The sequence below is a fragment of the Sulfitobacter sp. F26204 genome, assembly GCF_026410305.1.
GTDB lineage: Bacteria > Pseudomonadota > Alphaproteobacteria > Rhodobacterales > Rhodobacteraceae > Sulfitobacter.
The window spans coordinates 381,236-402,945 of sequence record NZ_JAPMLQ010000002.1; the positions used below are offsets into that span (position 1 = coordinate 381,236).

Here is a 21,710-nt window from a genome sequence, read left to right on the forward strand (position 1 = left end):
CCTTATCAGCCCGGGACAGCGCCGGATGCGGTTTCGCCCAGGCCGGTCTTTTTGGCCTTGGCCGCGGCCAATGTGTCGCGCAATTTGGCTTCCATGTCCTTCAGCTCGATCTCGGCGGCGGCGCGTTTGGCCTTGCCTTCGTCGGCGATCTGGAGGCTTTCCTGTATTGTGCCGATCAGGTCCGCATTTGCCTTTTTCACCGCTTCGATGTCAAAGACGCCGCGTTCCATTTCCTGACGAATGATCTTGTTGCTGTCGCGCAGGTTCTTGGCGTTCGAGGTCAGCAATTCATTTGTCAGATCATTGGCTTCGCGGACGGCAGAGGCTGCTTCGGCGGAACGTTGGATCGTTACGGCCTGGGCCAGTTGGGTTTCCCACAAGGGTACCGTGTTGACGAGGGTGGAGTTTATCTTGGTGACCAGGGATTTATCATTTTCCTGCACCAGCCGAATTGAGGGCAAGGACTGCATCGTGACCTGTCGCGTGAGTTTCAGATCATGCACACGGCGTTCAAGATCATCCCGCGCCGCTCGCATGTCGCGCAGTTCCTGAGCGATCATCACGGCGTTTTCTTCGGAGGCGTTCTGAACCGCCTTTTCCTTTGCGGGGATGGTGGTGGCATCGAGTTCGGCCAGCTTTGCCTCGCCAGCAGAGATATAGAGGGCCAGTTCGTCATAGAACTGCAGCGTTTTTTCGTAAAGCTTATCAAGCGACTTGATGTCTTTCAGCAGGGTATGTTCGTGGCTCAACAGGTTGTCGGTGATATTGTCGATCTGGCTTTGAACCTCTTCGAACTTGGCGGTGAATTTGGCGAAAGGCGCGGCGCGGCCCAACAGTTTTTCCCACCAGCTGCGTTCACGGCGCACGTCCAGTTCCGAGATTGAAAATCCGCGAATCGTGGTCACGATGCTGCGCAGTGAATCGCCTGCGGGGCCTACGTCCTTGTTGCGTACGTCGGCCAGCATGCTCTGGCTGATTTCCTGTAATTCCGCCTGCGCGGCGGAGCCGAAAGAAACGATTGACTGGGTATCCTCCATGTCGATTTCACCCATCCGGCGCTTGATCTCGTCACCCAGCGGCTTGTCGGCTTTTTCAAGCGGCACGATGGCGTTGGCCTCTGCCGGTTCGGGCAGCACGACGGCGGTTACTTCTTCGACCAAAGCGAGAGATTGATTGGCTTTTTCACGTACAGTGTCAGACATTTAATAGGGTCCCTTGAGTTTTAGGAGAAGTGCGTTCATTTACCAAGTTGCACGCCTTCGCGCGCCAGACGGTCGCGCAATACGTCGATTTCGATGGTCAGATCGCTGCGGTCATCCAGCAGTGACTTCTGAGTGCGGGCGGCAAAGTTCTGTTCCAGATCGTCGAGCAAGGCAAAGTAGTCCTCCCGCGCTGCCTTGTCCTGTGTCCGGTCGTAAATCTCGGTGAATTTGATCGTCGCATCCCGTGCGCCCTGCAGATACACGCCAAGATATTTTCGCGCCGCGGTCAGGTCACGGGGGTCTTCTTCTACGGTGCGGATCAATGTGCGTGCAGCATCCTGAAAGTCTTCCAGTTTGGCAACGGCCTGTCGGTCGCCGATACGGGCGATGGCGCTGGTCATCGCGCTGAGATGTTTTTCGGCTTCGTCGACAACACGGGCAACCCGGTCTTGTTGAAAACTGTCGATGCCTTCCATGCCCTTTGATTTCAACGGGTCAATGCCAAAGGCCGCGAGATGCAAAGCCGTGGTACTTACACCAAAGATCAGCGCGGCAAGGAGGCCGCCGGATTCTTTATGTGCGCTGACGGCCAAAGCGGTGCCGATGCCAAAGCCGAGCGCTGCAAAAATCTTGCGTGGTACGGCGGGGCGATGGGCGACCTTGCGGTCCTGGAATGCGGCTTCGGCAAGCAATCCTTCGCGCAACAGCCAGGCTGATAACGTCCAGAGGGCCGCACCGCCCAGTCCGAGTGCCATGGGAATCGCCCCGGCCCACAGGGTCGTCGCCACCAACGGGATCGCGGGGATAAACATGATGTTGCTGCGCCCACCTGCTGGCGTCACCTGAATGCGGCGGGACGATTTGCGCGGTGCCTGGGGGCTTTTTCCATCGGGGCTGAACTTGCCGCCATAGCGTTGTGCCATCGCTCAAAGTCCCCCGAGGATGCCGGAGGCAGCGCCAAAAAGCACGACGATCAGCGCGATGTATGCTGCTTTCTGAATGCCGGATGGTGCCATATCTTGTCCTTTGATCTCTCCCCTTGCAGGGTGCAGGCGTTGGCGACCTGCCTCTACTATGCTGGTCCAGAGTGCGTGTAAAATGACCGCGAAGGCAACTATGGCTGCAATTGCGATCAGAATTATTAACAAACGGCCCATGTTACCTCTCTGACGCTAACATATGCGCTCCGGTGCCGCTGCGCTAGTGACGTGAACTGGTGCGGCGCTCGGCGTTGAGCTTGCGGGTATATCCCGATTGGATCACCTCTACCGCGACGAGAACGACAACCGAGAAATAGAAGGTTGTTTTTGACATCGGGATCACTTCGTAGCCGAAGAAGCGCAAAGCCAGTTCAGGGTCATGCATGGCATGAGCGGCCGCTTGTCCCGCTTCGCCCAAAAGAACGATGCCGACAATCAAAAGGATGAACAGGCCCAGCACCTCGTACATTCGGTTTGCTTCAAGAAAGCGGGTGACGCTGTCCGCCAGCAACAGCATGGCAATGCCGGAAAGGATGATCGCAATGGCCAGAACGACAAAGACATCGGTGATCGCCAGCGCAGAAAGCACGGAATCAAAAGAGAAAATCAGGTTCATCATCACGATAAGCATCACAACCTGTGTGGCGCTTTTGCCGGATTTTCCTTCCAGATCCGTATCCAAATGTTCAATGGATAGCATGTGACCGATTTCCTTGACCGCTGTATACATGATGAAAATACCACCGATGATGAACACCAGCGTGGCAAAGTTGACGCCGCCAGTGATCACGCCTTCCCATTCCAGGACAAAGAAGGGGTCTGCCATGGCGTCGATCAGCCTGATCATCACGAAAAGCAGAACAACACGCAGGGCCACCGCGATGATGATGCCCCAGCGGCGTACGGCGGCTTGTTGCGCGACGGGCGCGCGCTGGCTTTCGATCGAGATATAGAGAAGGTTGTCAAATCCGAGAACGGCCTGCAGAAAGCAGAGCACCAGCAGATTGCCAAGGTTTTCGAGTGTGAGCAGGTCGGTCATCAGATCCCCCATTTTTCGCGTTGTGCATGCTCATAGGGGGCAAATGGTTCAATGTGAACGGGGTGTGAGGGGGAATTATGCAGGATCGGTTGCTTTGCATGTCGGAATTTTCGAAAAAATCCGGTGCATTTTTGCGAACCAACCGGTTTAGCGCCGTGGTTTCATAGGCTTTCGCGGCGGGCGTTTGACCATTTTCGGTTTTTTCGCAGCCGTGCCGCTGTTGTCTTCCAACACCAGGCCCAATTGGTCACGCACGACCTTGCGGCGCAATTCCTCGACTTCGCCCTGCTTCAGCTCTCCCAGTTGGAAAGGCCCATAGCTGATGCGGATCAAACGGTTGACGGAAAGCCCGACGGCCTCCATGGCGCGGCGGATTTCGCGGTTCTTACCTTCGCGCAAGCCAATGGTCAGCCAGGCATTTGCGCCCTGTTGGCGATCAATTGTCACGGCCATCGGTTGAAAACTTTCGCCGTCCAGGGTGATGCCCTTGCGCAGTGGTTCCAGAATTTCGTCCGAAGGACGGCCGTTCACCCTTGCGCGATACCTACGCAACCAGCCGGTGCTGGGCAATTCCATTTTCCGCTTGAGCGCGCCGTCGTTGGTCAACAGCAACAAGCCTTCGGAATTGAGGTCAAGGCGTCCCACGCTCATCACCCGGGGCATATCCGCTGGCAGGTCATCATAGATGGTGCCACGCCCTTTTTCATCGCGGTTGGTTGTGACCAGACCTGATGGTTTGTGATACAGCCAAAGCCGTGGCGGTTCCGGTTCTGCCAGGGGTTTGCCGTCGACCTCGATCCTGTCGGTCGGGGTCACATTCAGGGCAGGCGAGACTATCTGTTCGCCGTTCACACGGATGCGGCCCGCTTCGATCATGCGTTCGGCTTCGCGGCGCGAGGCGACGCCAGCGCGGGAAAGAACCTTGGCGATCCGGTCGCCCTTGGGTGTGTCGTTGTTTGGCTGTGTTGTCATGTCTGTGGCTTAACTGCTTTGGCGGACTTGCGAAAGGGCGGCATTTGCGGGCATGTGACGGATATGGTGTTTCGGTCTTACATGGAGGTGGCTTTGGCTGAAGCCAAGACTGCAGCGGCCCGCGGCGAGGTGCCGGTGGGTGCCGTGGTGGTTGATGCCGCCGGACAGGTGGTGGCGCAGGCAGGGAACCGGACCCGTGAACTGAATGATCCGACGGCCCATGCAGAGATGCTTGCGATCCGCGCGGCCTGTGCCCGGGTGGGATCGGAGCGGTTGATTGATCATGATCTATACGTCACGCTCGAACCCTGTGCGATGTGCGCCGCCGCCATTGCCGCAGCGCGGGTGGCGCGGTTGTATTATGCGGCTTCTGATCCCAAATCGGGCGGTGTGGCACAGGGGGCACGGGTGTTTTCCCATCCGCAATGCCATCACGCGCCCGAGGTCTACGACGGGATCGGCACCGCCGCCGCCGAACTGCTGTTAAAGTCGTTCTTTGCGGGCAAGCGGCGCTAGATTTCAATCGCTTGCAAAACCTGCGGTTCAACCACATCGACCTCTGGCAAGCCCTCCGCCAACACTTTTGCGGATTGTTCCAGCAAGGGGAATGTGCGGTAGTGGCAGGGGATCACGGTCTTGAAGTTGAAATACCGTTTTGCGGCATAGGCGGCTTCTTTCATACCCATTGTATAGTGCCCGCCGGCAGACAGAATGCCGATGTCGGGTTTGTAAAAATCCCCGATCCAGTCCATGTCCGCCATGATGCCCGTGTCACCCGACACATAGATTGTATGACCCTCACCGCGCAGGATGAATCCGGTCTCCGATCCCATGTATCGGCGCATATCACCCACATCAGCAGCCGAGGAATGGGAGGCGGGCACCATGCTGACGGTGACCTTGTCGCCCAGAGAGATGGTGCCGCCGATATTGAAGGCGTCACCCTCAACCGCGCCCTGGGCATGTAGGTACTGCGCCAGTTCATAGATTCCCGACACCGGTGCGCCGGTTTTCTTGGACAGTGCGACAACATCGGTGATGTGGTCAAAATGGCCATGGGTCACATGGATTTGGGTCGCACCTTTGGTCGCCGCTTCATGTTGATCTTCGGTCATCATCGGGTTGCCGGTGAGCCAGGGATCCACCAATAGCACCTGATCTTCGATTTCGATGCGGAAAGAGCCATGTCCAAGCCAGATGATTTTCATTTTTCTTCTCCTGTGTTTTCCAGAGAGTTTAGCGTCTTTACGATGATGCACCAGCCTCCCCTTGCGAGGCGCAGCGTAGGGCGGTATTGGCAGGAAAACGAGATGACCGCGAAGGAAGCCCCATGTCGATTGATGAAAATACCGCCGCCCGCGTGGCGAAACTGGCCCGCATCAAAGTCGAGCCTGAGGCCTTGCCTGCCTTGGCGCAGGAATTCAACGGCATCCTCGGCTTTATCGAACAGTTGAGCGAAGTGGATGTAGAGGGCGTTGAACCGATGACTTCTGTAACACCGCAGCGGCTGAAGCGCCGCGAGGACGTGGTGACGGACGGGGATCAGCAGGACAAGGTTCTAAAGAACGCGCCCGATGCGCGTGAGGGTTTTTTTGCGGTGCCAAAGGTGGTGGAATAATGAGCGATCTGAACAAATTGGGACTGGCCGAAGCCCGCGATGCTTTGCGTGCCGGGGAAACCACCTCCAAAGAACTGACCGAAGCCTGCCTCACCGCGATCGACGGGGCAGGGGCCTTGAACGCCTTCGTGCATCGCACGCCCGAGATTGCGATGGAACAGGCGACCCAGGCCGATGCGCGCTTGAAAAGCGACAAAGAGGCCCCCGCCATGTGCGGCTTGCCCATTGGTATCAAAGATCTGTTCTGCACTAAGGGCGTGCCTTCACAGGCAGGCTCACGCATCCTCGAAGGGTTCCTTCCGGAATATGAATCCACCGTCAGCCAGAACCTGTTTGATGCGGGCGCGGTCATGCTGGGCAAGCTGAACATGGACGAATTCGCCATGGGATCGTCCAATGAAACCTCCGTCTATGGCAATGCGGTCAACCCCTGGCGGCGCGGCAATGACGATGTGGCGCTGACACCGGGTGGTTCCTCTGGTGGTTCCGCCGCTGCGGTTGCAGCCGACCTTTGTCTGGCGGCCACCGGCACCGATACCGGCGGCTCCATCCGCCAGCCCGCCGCTTTCACGGGCATCACCGGCATCAAACCGACCTACGGGCGCTGTTCCCGCTGGGGCGTCGTTGCCTTCGCTTCCTCGCTCGATCAAGCTGGCCCGATGACGAAATCCGTGCGCGATGCGGCGATCATGCTCGAAGCCATGTGCAGCTATGATGCCAAGGATTCGACCTCGGCAGAGTTGCCCGTTCCGAATTTCGAAGCCGCTCTGACAGGCGATGTCCGAGGCAAGAAAATCGGCATCCCCAAAGAGTATCGTATGGAAGGTATGCCCGAGGAAATCGAAACCCTTTGGGCCGACGGCATCGCGATGATGAAGGATGCAGGGGCGGACATCGTCGACATTTCGCTGCCGCATACGAAATATGCGTTGCCCGCCTATTACGTCATTGCCCCTGCCGAAGCCTCATCCAACCTCGCGCGCTATGACGGGGTGCGATATGGCCACCGTGCCAGGCTGGATCACGGGGATGGCATCACTGAGATGTACGAAAAGACCCGCGCCGAAGGGTTCGGCCCCGAAGTGCAGCGACGCGTGATGATAGGGACCTATGTGCTTTCGGCGGGCTTTTATGACGCCTATTACAACCGCGCGCGCAAGGTGCGCAGCTTGATCAAAAAGGACTTTGAGGATGTCTTTGCCCAGGGTATCGACTGTATCCTGACCCCTGCCACACCATCTGCGGCCTTTGGGTTGGGTGAAATGGCTGATGCCGATCCGGTGCAGATGTATCTCAATGATGTCTTTACGGTGACGGTCAACCTTGCCGGGTTGCCGGGTATTGCGGTGCCCACGGGGACCGACCGTCAGGGATTGCCGTTGGGGCTGCAACTGATTGGGCGTCCCTGGGAAGAGGCCGATTTGCTGTCTTCCGCCTATGCGCTTGAGACAGCCGCCGGTTTTGTAGCCAAGCCGGACAAATGGTGGTAAAAGCCCCGCAAGAAACAGGTCAAAAGACAGAGCAGCTTCATGATGATACGTCTCCCCCTCGTTCTCGCCGCTGGCGTGGCGCTTCCCGCATGTCAACCTGCCGTGCCTGATTCGGGGCGCGGTGTCGGGTTCGGTGATGATTTTGTTCAGCAACAACGCGCTCGTGACGCAGCGCTTGCACAGGGGACCAGCCTGCCGGCACCCGCGCAGGTTTCAGCGACCCCGCTTGGGTCGGCACCCGCTGACGGTTCTGCCGAAGCAACGGCGGCTGAAACTGCCCGGGTTCTGGCGGCAACGCGCAGTGGCGCAAGCAATGGGCTTGGCAATACTGCCGCCACCAATTCCGGTGTCGCACCCGTCATTGCCAGCCCGACCAACGCACCGCCACCGGTCCTGAATGCTGCGGGGATCTCGAATGAAAACAACTTTGACGCGGTTTCGGGCCAGCGCAGCATTGATGCAGATGCCGCACGTCTCGCCTCCAACCGGTCACAATATCAGGTGATTCAGCCCGAAGCCCTACCGGATCGGACCAATAGCGGGCCCAACGTAGTGGCCTATGCGCTGCAAACGACGCATCAGCGGGGCGTTCAGAAATACCGCCGTACCGGGTTTAACAAACAGGCGAAATATGAACGCGCCTGTGCCGAATTTGCGACAGATGACGAAGCCCAGATCGAATTCCTGTCCCGCGGCGGCCCTGAAAAGGATCGCAAGGGCATGGACCCCGATGGCGACGGCTTTGCCTGCCGCTGGGATCCGACACCCTACCGGCGGGCGGCGCAACAGGGATAACCTGTGCAAACCCTTGAGATAGCTCAGCGTCCTTCGCCCAATTGCGGGCCGCGTCGCGCAGGGTTGAAGCCCCAACTGATCGTGATCCACTATACGGCGATGGATAATGCCGAAGTTGCGATCCAGCGGTTGTGCGATCCGGTGGCGGAAGTCTCGGCACATTACCTCATAGCTAACAACGGCGCGATCACCGGCCTGGTGCCCGAGGACCAACGGGCATGGCACGCCGGCGCGGGCTCCTGGCAGGGGCAGGATGATGTCAACTCCCGCTCGATCGGCATCGAGTTGGACAATCGCGGCACGCATCCGTTTTCAGAACCCCAGATGAGCGCCCTCGAAGGGTTGCTGGCGCAGGTCATTCAGCGGTGGTCGATCCCTGCAACCGGTGTGATCGGTCATTCGGACATGGCCCCCGGTCGCAAAATGGATCCCGGTCCGCATTTTGACTGGGCGCGGCTCGCCCGTCTCGGGCTGGCGGCCGATGTCTGTCGACAACGCGTCCCGCTTTCTCTCGATCCGGACAGTTTCATGCGGACAGCCCAGGCTGCGGGATATCCTGTTGATCTGCCCTTCGAAACCCTCCTCGCGGCGACGCGGTTGCGTTTTGCCCCCTGGCGCAGGGGCCCGTTGGTCCCGGCTGATTACAATTTGCAGGCCTGATCCCTGGACGATCCCTTCTTCTCTTTTTGGCCTTATATACCGTAGCGCCCCATCTGCTGCATTGACGACAGACCCGTTCACGCGCTAGGCCCGCCTCACATGCGGAAGGCTGGATGGCCGCGGTGCCCTTCGGGGTGTCGAGGAAAGTCCGGACTCCAAAAAGAGACGGTGCCGGGTAACACCCGGGCGGGGCAACCCGACGGAAAGCGCCACAGAAAACAGACCGCTTTTGTGCTTGCATGAAAGTAAGGGTGAAACGGTGGGGTAAGAGCCCACCACGCTTCTGGCAACAGCGGCGGTACGGCAAGCCCCACCGGGAGCAATGCCAAATAGGAACCGCGTGTCGCGGGCTTTCGGGCCAGTGACAGGGCTGCTTTTGCCCCAGCAGGTTCGGGTTGGCAGCTATAGCCACTGTGGCAACACAGTGGTCAGAGGAATGGTCATCCAACGTCAGCGGGTTTTCCCGGTGACGGGGACAAAATCCGGCTTACAGGCCTTCCGCATGTGTTCGTCGGGTCTTTCTGGCGTCGGGGAGACCCGGATATTCTGCAGGCACCGTTTACTGTAGCGGGGCCTGCGACAGCAAAGGGATGAGGCATATGGAATTGCGCAACAAAACGGCACTGGTCACAGGGGCCAGTGATGGCATCGGGCGTCACATCTGTCTCAAACTGGCACAGGCGGGCTGCGGTATCGCCGCGCTGGGCCGTGATCAGGCGCGGCTTGCGGCCGTCACGACTGCCAGCACCGAGGCTGGGGCACCCTGGGCAGAGAGCTTTGTCTGTGACATGCGCGATCCGGATGCGATCAGGGAGACAACAGCCGCTCTGCAAGCAGCCTCGCGCGCTCTTGATATTGTGATCAACAACGCTGGGATCTGGCACAAGACGGGACCGCTTGATTCGATTTCTTCTGAGATGATCGAGGATACGGTCGCCACCAATCTTACCGGAGCGATACATCTGACCCGCAGTCTGTTGCCGGGATTGCGTGCGCAACCCGAAGCGGCGATTCTGAATGTTGTATCAAAGTCCGGTGTTCTGGCCGAAGAGGGGCAATCGGTCTATGCCGCGACCAAACATGGCATGCGCGGCTTTACCGACGTGCTCAAGATTGATGAAGCGCAAAGCGGTGTCAGGGTGGCTGGCCTGTACCAAAGTGGCACCAATACGGGTATGTTTGCCAAAGCGGGGCAGGATGTGCCCAATCACATTTTTACCGAACCCGATGATCTGGCGGATGTGGTGGTATTCATGCTCTCGCGGCCTGCGAAACTCTGGATGCATGACGTACGGGTCGAGTTGTAAGAAAACCCCGCCTTTGGTGTTGACTTGGGGTGGCATCCCGTTAAAAGCCAAACTTCAGAATACACGCGCCAGCCTTTGTGCCGATGCGCAGCAGGAGAAGACAAAATGGCAAAGCCAACCACGATCAAGATCCGTCTGAACTCGTCCGCGGGCACAGGCCACTTCTACGTCACCAAGAAAAACGCTCGCACCATGACCGAGAAAATGGTCATTCGTAAATACGACCCCGTTGCGCGCAAGCACGTCGAGTATAAAGAAGGCAAGATCAAGTAAGATCTGACTTTCGTTTTATGCAGGGCCGCGCAGTTTGCGCGGCTTTTTGCGTTTAGGGACAAAGGCAGGGGATGTGATGACACCTGAAGTCTCAATGAATCCTGTGCGGTCCATGAAACGCACCATGATCCTTGGCGGGCCGGGTTCCGGCAAATCCACCTTGGCGCGTTTGCTGGGGCCGCGATTGGGCTTGCCGGTTTTTCACATGGATCAGATTCATTGGCAGGAAAACCGGGTTGAGCGTCCGATGGCCGAGAAACTTCCCATGGCGCAAGCCGTGGAAGAACAGGACAGCTGGGTGTTTGAGGGCGGCATGTCCGTGACCTATGGCAGTCGAATGGAACGGGCGGATCTGCTGATCTGGCTGGATTTGCCGGTGGGGCTGCGTCTGTGGCGGGTGACCAAACCTCTGTTCCGCTATCTGGGCAAGGCGCGGCCGGATCTGCCGCAGGGCTGTGTGGAACGGCTGCACCCGGAAACGCTGACGTTTTACAAATTTATCTGGCAGTCACGGCATATTGCGCGGGCGAAGGTTGCCAAGCTGGTTACAGAGGCACGGGACGAATTGGTTGTGGTCCATCTGCGCCGCCCGCGTGAGGTACAGGCCTGGCTGGCGGGGTTGTCCTGACGCCGCCGCGTTAACGCTGCTCTGGCAGTATGTCCTTGGTCGCGGTAACCAGTGCCTTGATATTATCCATATCGTGTTTCAACCTGCGGCGCTTGTCGCCTGGTGATTGATGCAGGCGGCTGGTGCCGGGACGGCGGGCGGTTGCCGGGCGGATCGGGCGCGGTACAAAGCCGCCTGCGCAATTGGGGCAGACGTTATATGCAACACTGTGTCCACACAGGAAGCGCAAAAGGTGCATTCATAGCTACAGATGCGGGCATTTGTGGCCTCTGGCGGCAGGTCGCAGTCGCACATCTCGCAGTTGGGGCGCAGTTCAAGCATCAGATTTCTCCCGAGATGGATTTGGCTTGTGAAAAGAAAAAGGCCGATCCATGGGACCGGCCTTTCAAAACGTTCTGGCGAAAGCCGCTTATTCGCGGTTGCCGAAGAGCTGCAGCAGCATCATGAACATGTTGATAAAGTTCAGATAAAGGCTCAACGCGCCCATGATGGCGGCCTTGCCCAGCCACTCCGTGTCGCCGTGATGCGCATGGGAGATATAGTCGGTTTTGATCCGCTGTGTGTCATAGGCTGTCAGACCGGCAAAAATCAGCACGCCGATGGCAGAGATGGCGAACATCAGGGCACCGGATTGCAGGAAGATATTGACGATAGACGCCACGATCAGACCAATCACTCCCATGATCAGGAAGCTGCCCCAACCGGAGATGTCCCGCTTGGTCGTGTAGCCATAGAGCGACAGACCGGCAAAGGCGATTGAGGTGACCAGGAAAACCTGAGCAATAGAGTTATTGGTATAAACCAGAAAGATCGAACTGATCGAAACACCCATAACAGCGGCAAACAGGTAGAATACCGTCTGTGCTGTGGCGGCAGACATCCTGTTGATCGCCGCGCCGAACCCGAAAACAAAAGCAAGCGGGGCGAAAATCACGACCCATTTAAGGGGCGAGGCATAAAGCGCATACCCGAGACTCGTCAGATATTTATCCGCACTCAGTTGTGCTGAAGCACCGGCAGGGTCGCTGGTGACAGCAAGTCCCGCAAGCGCCCAGGCAGCGGCGAAAGTGATCAACATGCCTACAGACATTGTGCTGTAGACCTTGTTCATATGGGCGCGCAGCCCCGCATCTATATCGGCGGCGCGGGTTCCGGCTGCGGTCCGGATTGTATTCACGTCAGCCATTCATGACCTCCAATTGGCAAAAGTGTCGTTTCCCGCGCCAAGTTCACGCGGTCTCCCGTCAAATATCGGAATTCGAGGCACATATTACAAGGTTTAACCTGCCCGTATGACGCAGGAATGTCGGTTTATTTGATCCATTGCGCCGGTGTGTGCCAAAATGGGCGCTTTGCCTCTGTTTTTGCGGTGGTTTCGCTGATCCCGATGTCGTCCAGTTGATGCGGATCCAATGCCGCAAGCTGCCTGCGGCTGCGGGCGACGGCAGATGCGATATTGATGCGCTGGATCAGAGAGGGGCGTGCCGGTTGGCAGATGGCAGTCTGAACGACGACGGACGAAGGGGAGAGCCGCATGGTATGACCTTTCAGTAAATGTGATGTTTTCGCTCTTTTCATTTCGATACTTGATATGTCTTGCAAAAACATAAATAAGGAAAGAGAATGTTTGTTGGATGATGCATCACGAAAGTTGATATATGAGAAATTTGGACATCACGACCCTGCGGTCTTTTGTGGCCGTGGCGGATTCTGGTGGCGTCACACGTGCTGCCGGGTTCCTGCACCTGACGCAGTCGGCGGTGTCGATGCAGCTCAAGCGGTTGGAAGAAATGCTGGATCTGCCGCTGCTGGACCGAAGTGGGCGCACCATTGCGTTGACCGCATCAGGCGAACAATTGTTGGTTTATGCCCGTCGGATGGTGGCGCTAAATGATGAATTGATCAGCCGGTTGACCCATCAGGCCTTTGAGGGAGAAATCAAATTGGGTGTGCCACATGATGTGGTCTATCCGGCCATTCCCCAAGTGCTGAAACAGTTCCACTCCATATATCCAAGGGTCAAGATTCAGCTGGAAGCCTCCTATACCCGTACGCTGAAAGACCAGTTTGCCAAGGGCGAATGTGCAGTGATCGTAACGACGGAAACCGGCGTTGATCAGGGAGGGGAGGTTCTTGGGGCCAAGCCTTTGGTTTGGGTCGGTGCCCCCGGTGGAACGGCGTGGCGCCAACGCCCGCTGCCGCTTGCCTTTTGCCGCTATTGTGTATTTCGCGCCCAGATCGGTGTCGCGCTTGACGCTGCCGGGATTGATTGGGAAATGACAGTGGATACCGAAAGCGATCGCACGATCGAGGCAGCGGTCAGCGCCGATCTGGCGGTGCATGCGATGATCGAGGGAACGCAGCCCCCTTATCTGGAAGTGATCGATCATGGCGGCGCATTGCCCGCCTTGCCGATCCAGCAAATCAACCTTTATGGCGCGTCGGAAGGAGGAGGCGAGGTGCATAACACACTTCTGGACCTTCTCCGCCGTGCCTTTTCAGGTACGGAAGTGCAAAGGATACGCGCAGTCTAGGGGCGAGTCGGGTGCCGTTTCTGCCCAAAATAGCTTGTATCGGCAAATTCCAGCCGATCCCGCCAATCCGCATCAAAGCGCGGGCGCACGCTGGATTGAGAGCGCCGGCTTGCGAAAGGCCACTACCTATGGGAGAAAAGTATCCATTTGAAACAACGCTTGGCGGCATCTTTGAGGGATCTTCCATCTTAGCGGGTACTTTGGTGTGAAACCCCTGAACCTGCGTCGACATCCAATGATAAAGGGTGTCTTAAGGTCCAAAATTAAATTATTGGGACATTTTGATTTGCGCCGCCCATCGTGCGTTGTACAGTGCTCGGAATGGTTAAACCTGTTAACAGTGCGGAGTGGACGATGGTCGTTTCGATAAAACCGGAGTCCACGAGTAAATCGGAAATTTTAGTAAGAAGGTTTGTACGCTATGCCTCATAAGGTTGATGTATTTGTAGGTCAGAAGATCCGGCAACGGCGGTGGCTGACCGGAATGACGCAACAGCGGCTGGCGGAATTGGTGGGTATCAAATTTCAACAGATTCAAAAATACGAAACCGGTGCAAACAGGGTCAGCGCCTCCAGGTTATGGGACATCGCTGACGCCCTGGGCGTTGATGTTTCCTTTTTTTTCGAAGGGATCAAATCTGAAGAGGAACAAACCACTGCGGGCGTTGAAAACGTCCCCGTTGATCTCATGGGGGACAAGGAAGCGATGGATTTGATCCGGTCCTATTATTCCATACCCGAAGATCAGCGCCGGCGCTTGTTCGAACTCGCCCGTGTATTAAGTGATGTGGCCTAGCCCCGGACAGCGATTGCACAACACATCGAATACCTGCCCCGGAACCTGATTTTGATGCCTCACCCTTCCTATGATGCTGATGTACGGCGTGTTGCCTGGATGATGGCCGATGCGGCAAGAAAGGTAATACTGCCCTATTTTCGCGGTTCGGATCTGGCGACGGAAAACAAATTGGCGGGCGGTTACGATCCTGTCACACTGGCAGACCGCGCCGCTGAACAGGTGATGCGTGAGATTCTTGCGGTTGAACGTCCAGATGACGCGATCCTGGGCGAGGAGTTCGGCATCAAGACGGGTACATCCGGCCTGACATGGGTGCTGGACCCGATTGACGGCACCCGCGGTTTTGTTAGCGGTACACCGACCTGGGGGGTTCTGATTGCGCTGTCGGATGCGGATGGACCTTTTTACGGCATTATTGATCAACCCTATATTGGCGAGCGGTTTGAAGGTGGACCGGAAGGTGCGTCCCTGGCCGGTCCATTGGGTGAACGTGCCTTGCAGACACTTGCACCCCGCGATTTGACCCAGGCGATCATTCTGACCACCTTTCCCGAGGTTGGCATGCAGACCGATCATGATGGATTTCATGCCGTCGCCTCAAAGGCTCAGCTGACGCGCTATGGGATGGATTGTTATGCCTATGCGTTGTTGGCGGCGGGGCAGGTAGATCTTGTGATCGAGGCGGGTTTGCAAGCCTATGACATTCAGGCGCCCATCGCGGTGGTGCGGGCTGCCGGCGGGATCGTGACCGACTGGCGCGGCGGCCCGGTTCATGATGGTGGCCGTGCCCTTGCAGCGGCAAACCCCGAGATTCATGCGCAGGCTCTGGCGATCCTGCAAAAATATTGACGCCGCGAGGAGGCGCAAATAAGCTTGCCCTGTGCAGGTTCTTCCCGTTTTCCGTCTGTACGTCAGGTAACCTGAAATGGGCATCGCGGAGAGGTGTCCCTTATGGCTGAAACGCTCATTCGAAATGCAGACATTATCGTTACAATGGACGATAGCCGTCGTGAAATCGCGCAGGCCGACCTTCGGTTGACCGATGGCGTGGTCAAGGAAATCGGCCACGATTTACAAAGCAAGGGTGAAGTGATTGACGCGCAGGGCTGTGTGGTGACACCGGGTCTGGTCAATACGCACCACCATCTTTATCAATCACTGACCCGTGCCGTGCCATCTGGGCAGGACGCCCTTTTGTTCGGCTGGCTCAAGACACTCTACCCCATCTGGGCGCGGATGACGCCAGAACATTTTTTCGTTTCTGCGCAGGTCGGACTGGCCGAACTCGCCCTGTCGGGATGTACGTTGAGTGCTGATCATCTCTATCTGTATCCAAATGGTGCGCGGCTGGAGGATACGATCCATGCTGCAGCGGAGCTGGGTCTACGGTTTCACCCCACACGCGGTTCGATGAGCATTGGGGAAACTGCCGGAGGTCTGCCGCCGGATGACCTTGTCGAAGACGAAAACGTGATTCTTGAGGATTGTATCCGGTTGGTCGATGCCTTTCATGATCCCGGCGAAGGTTCGATGTGCCGTGTTGGTCTTGCGCCTTGTTCGCCGTTTTCCGTCAGTACGGATCTGATGCGAGAGACCGCGCTTCTGGCGCGAGACAAGGGAGTGAGGATGCATACTCATCTGGCTGAAAACACAGAAGATATTTCCTATTCTCAAGAAAAGTTCGGCTGCAGGCCTGGCCATTATGCAGAAAACCTTGGCTGGGTCGGAGAGGATGTCTGGATGGCTCATTGTGTCAAGCTGGACGCGTCTGAAATCGCGCTGTTTGCAGATACAGGGACCGGCGTTGCCCATTGCCCCTGTTCGAATTGTCGTCTTGGTTCCGGCATCGCGCCGGTGCGCGCCATGCGTGATGCCGGGGTGCCTGTGGGGCTTGGTGTCGATGGATCTGCCAGCAATGACGCCGGTAACCTGCTGACTGAAGCGCGTATGGCTATGTTGTTGCAAAGGGTTGCCAATGGCGCAGACGCCATGAGTGCGCGCGAAGCGCTGGAAATCGCGACACGGGGCGGGGCCGACATGCTGGGGCGGCCTGACTGCGGCCGCATTGCGCTGGGATGCCGTGCCGACGTTGCGATCTGGGATGTGAGCGGCATCGAAGCGGCGGGGTCCTGGGATCCGGCGGCCTTGCTGCTTGCCGGGCCAACCACAGTGCGCGACTTGTTTGTTGAGGGCCGCCAGATCGTGCGTGACGGCCATGTCACGATGCTGGATCTGGGCGCAGTCATTGCACGTCAGAACGCCCTGGTGCGGGCATTGGCCTAACCGGTCAGGTCACCTGCGACCCAGACGTCAGCAACGGCGCGGTCATCCCCCATCATGATGGTGGCAAACAGGCTTTCCCAATGGGATTTTGCCTGTGCATGGCGCTGTGCGATCGCGGGGGTCGAGGACAGGTTCAATACTGTTACATCCGCCTCGTACCCCTGTGCGATAGAGCCGATCTTGTCGCTCAGATGCAGGCTGCCCGCCGACCCGGCGGTTGCCAGCCAGATCAGTTGCGCCGCGTGCAACGGCGTGCCGCGAAGCTGGCCAATCTCATAGGCTGCGGCCATGGTGCGCAGCATTGAAAAGGATGATCCGCCGCCGGTGTCCGTGGCCAGGCCGATGGGGATATGACGGGCGGCAAGACCGGCCATGTCAAACAGGCCTGACCCGATAAATGTGTTCGATGTCGGGCAATGCACAAGCGCGGCGCCTGTCTCGGTGATGCGGTCGATCTCGCGGGGTTCGAGATGGATCGCATGGCCAAAGACGGCGCGTTCACCGATCAATCCCTGTGCTTCGTAAGTGTCGAGATAATCCCGTGCCTGTGGGTGCAAATCCGACACCCAGGCAATTTCGTCCGTTTGTTCGCTGAGATGGGTTTGCATCAGACAATCGGGATATTCGCGCCAAAGGGCACCGAGAGCGGCAAGTTGCTCTGGCGTCGAAGTGGGGGAAAAGCGCGGAGTAATCGCATAGGTTGCACGCCCTTTGCCGTGCCATCTGTCAATCAGGGCCTTACTGTCGTCATAGGCGGTTTGCGCGGTGTCGCGCAGGCCTGCAGGGGCGTTGCGATCCATACAGGTCTTGCCGGCGACAATACGCAGGTTGCGTGTTTGCGCCGCCTTGAAAAGGGCGTCGGCGCTATGAGGGTGGATCGTGCAGAAGGAAGCAACCGTGGTGGTGCCATGGGCAAGGGTCAGATCAAGGTAGCGTGCAGAAATGGCGGCAGCATAGGTTGGATCGGACAGCCGCATTTCCTCGGGGAAGGTATAGTCGTTTAGCCAGTCTATCAGGCGTTTCCCCCAGGAGGCGATCATGGCAGTCTGGGGATAATGCACATGTGCATCCACAAAGCCCGGACAGATCAGGTGATCCGCCCCATAGGAGGTCACCGCCGCCTCTGGATAGGCTTGTTTCAGCGCTGCTGCCTGTCCGACCTGGGTGATGATGCCGTTGGCGATCAATACCGCGCCGTCGGTGTCAATGCGCACAACGTCCTCCCAGGCTTGCTGCAAGGGATTGCCGTCGAAACATAAGGTCGGGCCGGTCAGGAGGGTCATATCTGTCATGGCGTGATCTTAGGCGGGGTGCGGGCAGGCGACAATGGGCATGGTGCGCCAGCCTGCACAAAGTCGACATTGGCGGAGCGCCGGTCGGTTAGCACATTGTTCTTTTTCAGGGGCTTGCCTATTGTTCCTGCAACCAGCAGGAGGCACGTAAGATGTTAGATAGTGATACTGAAACGGCTGTAACCTCCGAAGACGAAGACGCAAAGAACTACAAACTGGACCGGCGTACAGTTGCGTCTGTTCTTTATGCTGTCGAAATTGATGATCGTGACCGTTTGATCGAATTGATGGAGCCGCTGCATGCGGCAGACATTGCGGACCTGCTGGAACAGATCAACGCCTATGATCGCAGTCGTCTGATCCGGTTGTATGACATGGAATTTGACGGCGAGATCCTGTCGGAACTTGACGAATCCATCCGCGAAGAAGTGATCGCGGTGCTGACACCGCAGGTGTTGAGCCAGGCAGTGCGTGAGTTGGACAGCGACGATGTTGTTGACCTGATCGAAGACCTTGAGGACCATCAGCAAGAAGCGATTCTGGAGGTTTTGGAAGACGCTGATCGGGTCGCGGTCGAACAATCCTTGTCCTGGCCTGAATATTCCGCGGGCCGCCTGATGCAGCGCGAGGTGGTCAAGGCACCCGAACATTGGACTGTAGGGCAGGCAATTGATTATCTGCGCGCAACCCCGGAAGAAGATCTGCCGGCCCAGTTCTATCACATTGTGATGGTCGATCCGCGCTTTCACCCAGTTGGCAACGTTACACTGGGCAAACTGATGCGCTCCAAACGCGCAACGATGCTCAAGGATATTCTTGAAGATACCTTTCAGATCATTCCTGTGATGCAGGACGAGGGCGATGTGGCCTATGCGTTCAACCAATATCACCTGATTTCGGCACCGGTTGTAGATGACGAAGGGCGGCTGATCGGGATGATCACCATTGATGATGCCATGGCGGTGCTGGACGAAGAACACGAGGAAGACATTCTGCGTCTTGCCGGTGTTGGCGAAAGCTCTCTCTCGGACCGCGTAATCGAGACGACCAAGCAGCGCTTGCCATGGCTTGCGGTGAACCTGCTGACCGCGATTGCGGCGTCGATGGTGATTTCCCAGTTCGAAGTCGCGATTGCACAGATCGTAGCCCTGGCGGTGCTGATGCCGATCGTTGCCTCCATGGGGGGCAATGCCGGCACTCAAAGCCTGACAGTGGCCGTGCGCGCCATCGCAACCAAGGATCTTACCGGATCGAACGTCTGGCGCGTGATCCGGCGTGAATGCCTGGTGGGGCTGATCAATGGCGCGATTTTTGCGGTGGTGATGGGGATCGTCGGCGTGATCTGGTTCGGCTCTCCGGCGCTTGGTTATGTGATCGCGTCTGCGATGGTGATCAATATGGTGGTTGCGGGATTTGCAGGCACAGGCATTCCGATCCTGCTGGAACGGATCGGTATTGATCCGGCGTTGGCGTCAGGTGCCTTTGTAACGACGGTAACGGATGTTGTCGGGTTCTTTGCCTTTCTGGGATTGGCGGCTGCGGTGCTGTTGTGACCGATCTGAAACAGATCAAGGAAGCCGCTCGTAAAGCGGCATTTGCACGGCGCAGGCCCTTGTTTGAAAAGGCAAATGCTGCTCAGGCAGGGTATCTGAGCGAAATTTTGGCGGGGTATCGGGGTGTGCCACTGTCCGGCTTCATGCCGATCCGTACCGAGATTGACCCCGTGCCCGCCATGGCCGAAGCCTCAGCCCATGGTCCTGTGGGTGTTCCCGTGATCGAAGGTGCTGATCAGCCTTTGAAATTTTCGCAATGGACCCCGGACGCGCGAATGGTGCCGGGGGCCTTTGGTGCGCAAATCCCTGATGTCCCAGTGTATTTCGAGCCTGAAATCCTGATTGTGCCGTTATTGGCATTCAACCGTTTAGGCGGGCGTCTGGGCTATGGCGGCGGATTCTATGACCGCACCCTTGAGATGCTGCGCGCCAAACGAGCAACCCTCGCCATCGGCTTTGCCTTTGCGGGACAGGAAGTTACGGATTTGCCTCTGGAAAGGACCGATCAACCGCTCGATCTGATCGTGACAGAAGCCGGTGTGATCGAGGTGCCGGCGCATTGATTGCTCAGCGGTGTCTTGACGGGTGCGGCGGAATTTCATTTCCTGATTGTAAAAAATTAATTTTAGCAACAATCGGAGACTGAAAATGAGCTTTTTTGATGTTTTTATAGATTCAGTTAAGCCGCAAACGGCCAAGGATTTTGAAACTGTCTACAAGGTCGGCAAAGCGCTCGACAAGATGGGTCCCAAGTCCAGCGCAAAGAATGTCGAAGAACTGCAAAGTGTTCTGAAAAAAGGCTGGATTGAGAAGGCCGAAAAACAGATCAAACTTGAGTTGAAACGTTTTCAGACAGCGCTGAAGGCCAAAACCATCTGGCCGGAAGAAAAGATCGATGCCTATGAGAAAAAGGTGATTTCCGCCTACAAGAAAGAAAGCAAGAAAGGCTTGCAACCCATCGATTGCAAGCAGACCATTGCCGCCATTCGTCCCCTGTTGAAAGAGATTTCCAGACACGAGCAGGCGCTGCGCGACATTGCTTATCTGTCCAAGAAATCAATCGCGACAGCCGCCGGCATGGAAAAAGACTATCGCCTGCGCAAGGAATATTCCGCCGAACTTGCCAAGCAGTTCAAGCTGTTGACCAAAGTGGCGGTCTTCGGGGCGATGCAGGCAGAAATGCTTACTTATTATCTACATTGCATCGAACTCAAGAAATTATATGCGGAGGCGGAATCCTGCGCCAAAAAGCTTGGCAAACGCGTGGCGGAGGACGCCAAGGAAGCCAAAAGCCGGGCAGAGATGACCAGGGAACAATTCAACTACACCAGTCGTTCCTGTTATTGGGAAGACCTTGAAGGGCGCATCTGACCACGGGTAAAGGTCTGGGTAACCGCCCAAATCTGTACTTGCGTGCATGCGGGTCTGGCCCTAGCTGTTCTTCTCATGAAAATACTCTTTCTCGGCGATGTCATGGGCCGCGCTGGCAGGCGCGCTGTTTCAGAAAACCTCCCGCGTCTGCGCGACGCATGGAAGCTGGATTTTGTCGTGGTCAATGGCGAAAACGCCACTTCTGGCATGGGGCTATCGGGGGCGCATGCCAAGACTCTGCTGGAGGCGGGGGCGGATTGCCTGACGCTGGGTGATCATGCCTTTGACCAGAAGGACATGCTCAGCTTTATCGAACAGGAACCGCGCATCATTCGCCCACTCAATTTTTCCAAGACCGCACCGGGCAAGGGCGCAAAGCTGTTTACTGCCCGGAACGGACGCAAGGTTCTGGTGACACAGGCCCTGGGGCAGGTGTTTATGAAACGTCCCTATGACGACCCGTTCTCAGCGCTGGATGCGGTGCTCAAGATCCATCCGCTTGGCGGCATGGCTGCGGCGATCATCGTTGACATACATTGTGAAGCGACCTCGGAGAAAATGGCAACCGGGCATTGGTGTGACGGACGTGCCTCTTTGGTTGTGGGGACCCATACGCATGTGCCGACATCGGATGCAATGATCCTCAAGGGCGGCACTGCTTATCTGAGCGATGCGGGGATGTGTGGTGATTACAATTCTGTCATCGGGATGGACACGACCGAACCTTTGCGCCGTTTCATTACCGGCATGCCGAAAGACCGTTTCACACCGGCCAACGGAGAGGCGACCCTTTCGGGAGTCTATATCGAGACAGATGACAAAACCGGCCGTGCCACCCGTATCGTTCCCGTGCGCGAGGGGGGGATGCTTCAAAACAGCGGTCCGTGACTTTGCTTTGACAAGCCGCGTGCTTG

General features: G+C 57.2%; 26 protein-coding genes, 1 other RNA gene and 1 pseudogene. 17 read left to right on the top strand and 11 right to left on the bottom strand.

The genetic code is table 11. The features are described 5' to 3' along the window. Positions 1–5: 5 nt before the first annotated feature. The 5 genes from OS190_RS05770 to OS190_RS05790 all read right to left on the bottom strand — a co-directional run bounded on the left by OS190_RS05770 (position 6) and on the right by OS190_RS05790 (position 4,193). Positions 6–1,202: a toxic anion resistance protein gene (locus OS190_RS05770; RefSeq protein WP_267157711.1), complete on the bottom strand. Its 1,197-nt coding sequence runs from the start codon at positions 1,200–1,202 to the stop codon at positions 6–8. 35 nt (positions 1,203–1,237) lie between these two features. Then, positions 1,238–2,125 (bottom strand): 5-bromo-4-chloroindolyl phosphate hydrolysis family protein, encoded by an 888-nt coding sequence (locus tag OS190_RS05775; protein WP_267157712.1) that lies wholly within the window; start codon positions 2,123–2,125, stop codon positions 1,238–1,240. Positions 2,126–2,128: 3 nt separating this feature from the next. Further along, entirely contained in the window at positions 2,129–2,359 is a 231-nt protein-coding gene (locus tag OS190_RS05780; protein ID WP_267157713.1) for a hypothetical protein, read from the bottom strand. A gap of 43 nt (positions 2,360–2,402) precedes the next feature. Beyond that, positions 2,403–3,221, bottom strand: a complete 819-nt coding sequence (locus tag OS190_RS05785; protein WP_267157714.1) for a TerC family protein — start codon at positions 3,219–3,221, stop codon at positions 2,403–2,405. A gap of 147 nt (positions 3,222–3,368) precedes the next feature. Further along, complete coding sequence (locus tag OS190_RS05790; RefSeq protein ID WP_267157715.1) at positions 3,369–4,193, bottom strand: pseudouridine synthase; 825 nt, start codon at positions 4,191–4,193, stop codon at positions 3,369–3,371. Between the two features lie 63 nt (positions 4,194–4,256). On the opposite strand from OS190_RS05790, the gene OS190_RS05795 reads away from it, so the two are divergent. Further along, positions 4,257–4,709, top strand: coding sequence for a nucleoside deaminase (locus OS190_RS05795; RefSeq protein WP_267158308.1), 453 nt, complete (start codon positions 4,257–4,259; stop codon positions 4,707–4,709). Here the strand turns inward: OS190_RS05795 and OS190_RS05800 are convergent. After that, positions 4,706–5,401: a metal-dependent hydrolase gene (locus OS190_RS05800; RefSeq protein WP_267157716.1), complete on the bottom strand. Its 696-nt coding sequence runs from the start codon at positions 5,399–5,401 to the stop codon at positions 4,706–4,708. The genes OS190_RS05795 and OS190_RS05800 overlap by 4 nt on opposite strands. A 122-nt stretch (positions 5,402–5,523) precedes the next feature. Between OS190_RS05800 and gatC the strand changes: the two genes are divergently transcribed. The 8 genes from gatC (at position 5,524) to OS190_RS05840 (ending at position 10,964) form a co-directional block, all read left to right on the top strand. After that, positions 5,524–5,811: an Asp-tRNA(Asn)/Glu-tRNA(Gln) amidotransferase subunit GatC gene (gene gatC / locus OS190_RS05805; RefSeq protein WP_267157717.1), complete on the top strand. Its 288-nt coding sequence runs from the start codon at positions 5,524–5,526 to the stop codon at positions 5,809–5,811. Then, entirely contained in the window at positions 5,811–7,301 is a 1,491-nt protein-coding gene (gene gatA / locus OS190_RS05810) for an Asp-tRNA(Asn)/Glu-tRNA(Gln) amidotransferase subunit GatA (protein WP_267157718.1), read from the top strand. The genes gatC and gatA overlap by 1 nt, the downstream gene beginning before the upstream one ends. A 39-nt stretch (positions 7,302–7,340) precedes the next feature. Beyond that, complete coding sequence (locus OS190_RS05815; protein WP_267157719.1) at positions 7,341–8,096, top strand: hypothetical protein; 756 nt, start codon at positions 7,341–7,343, stop codon at positions 8,094–8,096. A 3-nt stretch (positions 8,097–8,099) separates the two neighbouring features. Next, positions 8,100–8,756 (top strand): N-acetylmuramoyl-L-alanine amidase, encoded by a 657-nt coding sequence (locus OS190_RS05820; RefSeq protein ID WP_267157720.1) that lies wholly within the window; start codon positions 8,100–8,102, stop codon positions 8,754–8,756. 101 nt (positions 8,757–8,857) lie between these two features. Continuing rightward, positions 8,858–9,262: RNase P RNA component class A (gene rnpB, locus OS190_RS05825), an RNA gene on the top strand. Positions 9,263–9,355: 93 nt separating this feature from the next. Continuing rightward, the gene (locus OS190_RS05830) at positions 9,356–10,063 is read left to right on the top strand and encodes an SDR family NAD(P)-dependent oxidoreductase (RefSeq protein ID WP_267157721.1); all 708 of its coding nucleotides are present in this window, start codon (positions 9,356–9,358) and stop codon (positions 10,061–10,063) included. Between the two features lie 105 nt (positions 10,064–10,168). After that, a complete protein-coding gene (gene rpmG / locus OS190_RS05835) occupies positions 10,169–10,336 on the top strand; it encodes a 50S ribosomal protein L33 (RefSeq protein ID WP_013961079.1) in 168 nt (55 codons plus the stop codon). Between the two features lie 76 nt (positions 10,337–10,412). Beyond that, positions 10,413–10,964 carry a P-loop NTPase family protein gene (locus OS190_RS05840; RefSeq protein WP_267157722.1) on the top strand — a complete coding sequence of 184 codons (552 nt, stop codon included), beginning with the start codon at positions 10,413–10,415 and terminating at the stop codon, positions 10,962–10,964. A gap of 10 nt (positions 10,965–10,974) precedes the next feature. Here OS190_RS05840 and OS190_RS05845 read toward each other — a convergent pair whose 3' ends face one another. The 4 genes and pseudogenes from OS190_RS05845 to OS190_RS05855 all read right to left on the bottom strand — a co-directional run bounded on the left by OS190_RS05845 (position 10,975) and on the right by OS190_RS05855 (position 12,500). Next, positions 10,975–11,202 (bottom strand): DUF1272 domain-containing protein, encoded by a 228-nt coding sequence (locus OS190_RS05845; protein WP_267157723.1) that lies wholly within the window; start codon positions 11,200–11,202, stop codon positions 10,975–10,977. A 17-nt stretch (positions 11,203–11,219) separates the two neighbouring features. Continuing rightward, positions 11,220–11,285 (bottom strand): annotated as a pseudogene (locus OS190_RS20560) (DUF1272 domain-containing protein); the annotation flags it as partial. A gap of 88 nt (positions 11,286–11,373) precedes the next feature. Then, on the bottom strand, positions 11,374–12,150 hold the full coding sequence (locus tag OS190_RS05850) for a Bax inhibitor-1/YccA family protein (RefSeq protein ID WP_267157724.1): 777 nt from the start codon (positions 12,148–12,150) through the stop codon (positions 11,374–11,376). Between the two features lie 125 nt (positions 12,151–12,275). Next, positions 12,276–12,500 (bottom strand): DUF1127 domain-containing protein, encoded by a 225-nt coding sequence (locus OS190_RS05855; RefSeq protein WP_267157725.1) that lies wholly within the window; start codon positions 12,498–12,500, stop codon positions 12,276–12,278. Between the two features lie 122 nt (positions 12,501–12,622). Between OS190_RS05855 and OS190_RS05860 the strand changes: the two genes are divergently transcribed. The 4 genes from OS190_RS05860 (at position 12,623) to OS190_RS05875 (ending at position 16,580) form a co-directional block, all read left to right on the top strand. Next, positions 12,623–13,498 (top strand): LysR family transcriptional regulator, encoded by an 876-nt coding sequence (locus tag OS190_RS05860; protein WP_267157726.1) that lies wholly within the window; start codon positions 12,623–12,625, stop codon positions 13,496–13,498. Positions 13,499–13,919: 421 nt separating this feature from the next. Then, positions 13,920–14,294, top strand: a complete 375-nt coding sequence (locus OS190_RS05865; RefSeq protein ID WP_267157727.1) for a helix-turn-helix domain-containing protein — start codon at positions 13,920–13,922, stop codon at positions 14,292–14,294. A 54-nt stretch (positions 14,295–14,348) separates the two neighbouring features. After that, a complete protein-coding gene (locus OS190_RS05870) occupies positions 14,349–15,146 on the top strand; it encodes an inositol monophosphatase family protein (protein WP_267157728.1) in 798 nt (265 codons plus the stop codon). Positions 15,147–15,248: 102 nt separating this feature from the next. Continuing rightward, a complete protein-coding gene (locus OS190_RS05875) occupies positions 15,249–16,580 on the top strand; it encodes an 8-oxoguanine deaminase (RefSeq protein WP_267157729.1) in 1,332 nt (443 codons plus the stop codon). Here the strand turns inward: OS190_RS05875 and guaD are convergent. After that, entirely contained in the window at positions 16,577–17,872 is a 1,296-nt protein-coding gene (guaD, locus tag OS190_RS05880) for a guanine deaminase (protein WP_267157730.1), read from the bottom strand. The genes OS190_RS05875 and guaD overlap by 4 nt on opposite strands. A gap of 152 nt (positions 17,873–18,024) precedes the next feature. Between guaD and mgtE the strand changes: the two genes are divergently transcribed. The 4 genes from mgtE (at position 18,025) to OS190_RS05900 (ending at position 21,684) form a co-directional block, all read left to right on the top strand. After that, positions 18,025–19,425: a magnesium transporter gene (gene mgtE / locus OS190_RS05885; RefSeq protein ID WP_267157731.1), complete on the top strand. Its 1,401-nt coding sequence runs from the start codon at positions 18,025–18,027 to the stop codon at positions 19,423–19,425. After that, positions 19,422–19,988 carry a 5-formyltetrahydrofolate cyclo-ligase gene (locus OS190_RS05890; RefSeq protein WP_267157732.1) on the top strand — a complete coding sequence of 189 codons (567 nt, stop codon included), beginning with the start codon at positions 19,422–19,424 and terminating at the stop codon, positions 19,986–19,988. The genes mgtE and OS190_RS05890 overlap by 4 nt, the downstream gene beginning before the upstream one ends. Positions 19,989–20,073: 85 nt before the next feature. Continuing rightward, positions 20,074–20,796, top strand: a complete 723-nt coding sequence (locus OS190_RS05895; protein WP_267157733.1) for a hypothetical protein — start codon at positions 20,074–20,076, stop codon at positions 20,794–20,796. Positions 20,797–20,871: 75 nt separating this feature from the next. Further along, positions 20,872–21,684, top strand: coding sequence for a TIGR00282 family metallophosphoesterase (locus OS190_RS05900; protein WP_267157734.1), 813 nt, complete (start codon positions 20,872–20,874; stop codon positions 21,682–21,684). Positions 21,685–21,710 lie beyond the last annotated feature (26 nt).

Excerpts from the sequence above, each read along its gene's own strand:
- OS190_RS05770 (WP_267157711.1), bottom strand. The coding sequence starts at position 1,202 with ATGTCTGACACTGTACGTGAAAAAGCCAATCAATCTCTCGCTTTGGTC.
- OS190_RS05775 (WP_267157712.1), bottom strand. The coding sequence starts at position 2,125 with ATGGCACAACGCTATGGCGGCAAGTTCAGCCCCGATGGAAAAAGCCCC.
- OS190_RS05780 (WP_267157713.1), bottom strand. The coding sequence starts at position 2,359 with ATGGGCCGTTTGTTAATAATTCTGATCGCAATTGCAGCCATAGTTGCC.
- OS190_RS05785 (WP_267157714.1), bottom strand. The coding sequence starts at position 3,221 with ATGACCGACCTGCTCACACTCGAAAACCTTGGCAATCTGCTGGTGCTC.
- OS190_RS05790 (WP_267157715.1), bottom strand. The coding sequence starts at position 4,193 with ATGACAACACAGCCAAACAACGACACACCCAAGGGCGACCGGATCGCC.
- OS190_RS05795 (WP_267158308.1), top strand. The coding sequence starts at position 4,257 with ATGGTGTTTCGGTCTTACATGGAGGTGGCTTTGGCTGAAGCCAAGACT.
- OS190_RS05800 (WP_267157716.1), bottom strand. The coding sequence starts at position 5,401 with ATGAAAATCATCTGGCTTGGACATGGCTCTTTCCGCATCGAAATCGAA.
- gatC (WP_267157717.1), top strand. The coding sequence starts at position 5,524 with ATGTCGATTGATGAAAATACCGCCGCCCGCGTGGCGAAACTGGCCCGC.
- gatA (WP_267157718.1), top strand. The coding sequence starts at position 5,811 with ATGAGCGATCTGAACAAATTGGGACTGGCCGAAGCCCGCGATGCTTTG.
- OS190_RS05815 (WP_267157719.1), top strand. The coding sequence starts at position 7,341 with ATGATGATACGTCTCCCCCTCGTTCTCGCCGCTGGCGTGGCGCTTCCC.
- OS190_RS05830 (WP_267157721.1), top strand. The coding sequence starts at position 9,356 with ATGGAATTGCGCAACAAAACGGCACTGGTCACAGGGGCCAGTGATGGC.
- rpmG (WP_013961079.1), top strand. The coding sequence starts at position 10,169 with ATGGCAAAGCCAACCACGATCAAGATCCGTCTGAACTCGTCCGCGGGC.
- OS190_RS05840 (WP_267157722.1), top strand. The coding sequence starts at position 10,413 with ATGACACCTGAAGTCTCAATGAATCCTGTGCGGTCCATGAAACGCACC.
- OS190_RS05845 (WP_267157723.1), bottom strand. The coding sequence starts at position 11,202 with ATGCACCTTTTGCGCTTCCTGTGTGGACACAGTGTTGCATATAACGTC.
- OS190_RS05850 (WP_267157724.1), bottom strand. The coding sequence starts at position 12,150 with ATGGCTGACGTGAATACAATCCGGACCGCAGCCGGAACCCGCGCCGCC.
- OS190_RS05855 (WP_267157725.1), bottom strand. The coding sequence starts at position 12,500 with ATGCGGCTCTCCCCTTCGTCCGTCGTCGTTCAGACTGCCATCTGCCAA.
- OS190_RS05860 (WP_267157726.1), top strand. The coding sequence starts at position 12,623 with ATGAGAAATTTGGACATCACGACCCTGCGGTCTTTTGTGGCCGTGGCG.
- OS190_RS05865 (WP_267157727.1), top strand. The coding sequence starts at position 13,920 with ATGCCTCATAAGGTTGATGTATTTGTAGGTCAGAAGATCCGGCAACGG.
- OS190_RS05870 (WP_267157728.1), top strand. The coding sequence starts at position 14,349 with ATGCCTCACCCTTCCTATGATGCTGATGTACGGCGTGTTGCCTGGATG.
- OS190_RS05875 (WP_267157729.1), top strand. The coding sequence starts at position 15,249 with ATGGCTGAAACGCTCATTCGAAATGCAGACATTATCGTTACAATGGAC.
- guaD (WP_267157730.1), bottom strand. The coding sequence starts at position 17,872 with ATGACAGATATGACCCTCCTGACCGGCCCGACCTTATGTTTCGACGGC.
- mgtE (WP_267157731.1), top strand. The coding sequence starts at position 18,025 with ATGTTAGATAGTGATACTGAAACGGCTGTAACCTCCGAAGACGAAGAC.
- OS190_RS05895 (WP_267157733.1), top strand. The coding sequence starts at position 20,074 with ATGAGCTTTTTTGATGTTTTTATAGATTCAGTTAAGCCGCAAACGGCC.
- OS190_RS05900 (WP_267157734.1), top strand. The coding sequence starts at position 20,872 with ATGAAAATACTCTTTCTCGGCGATGTCATGGGCCGCGCTGGCAGGCGC.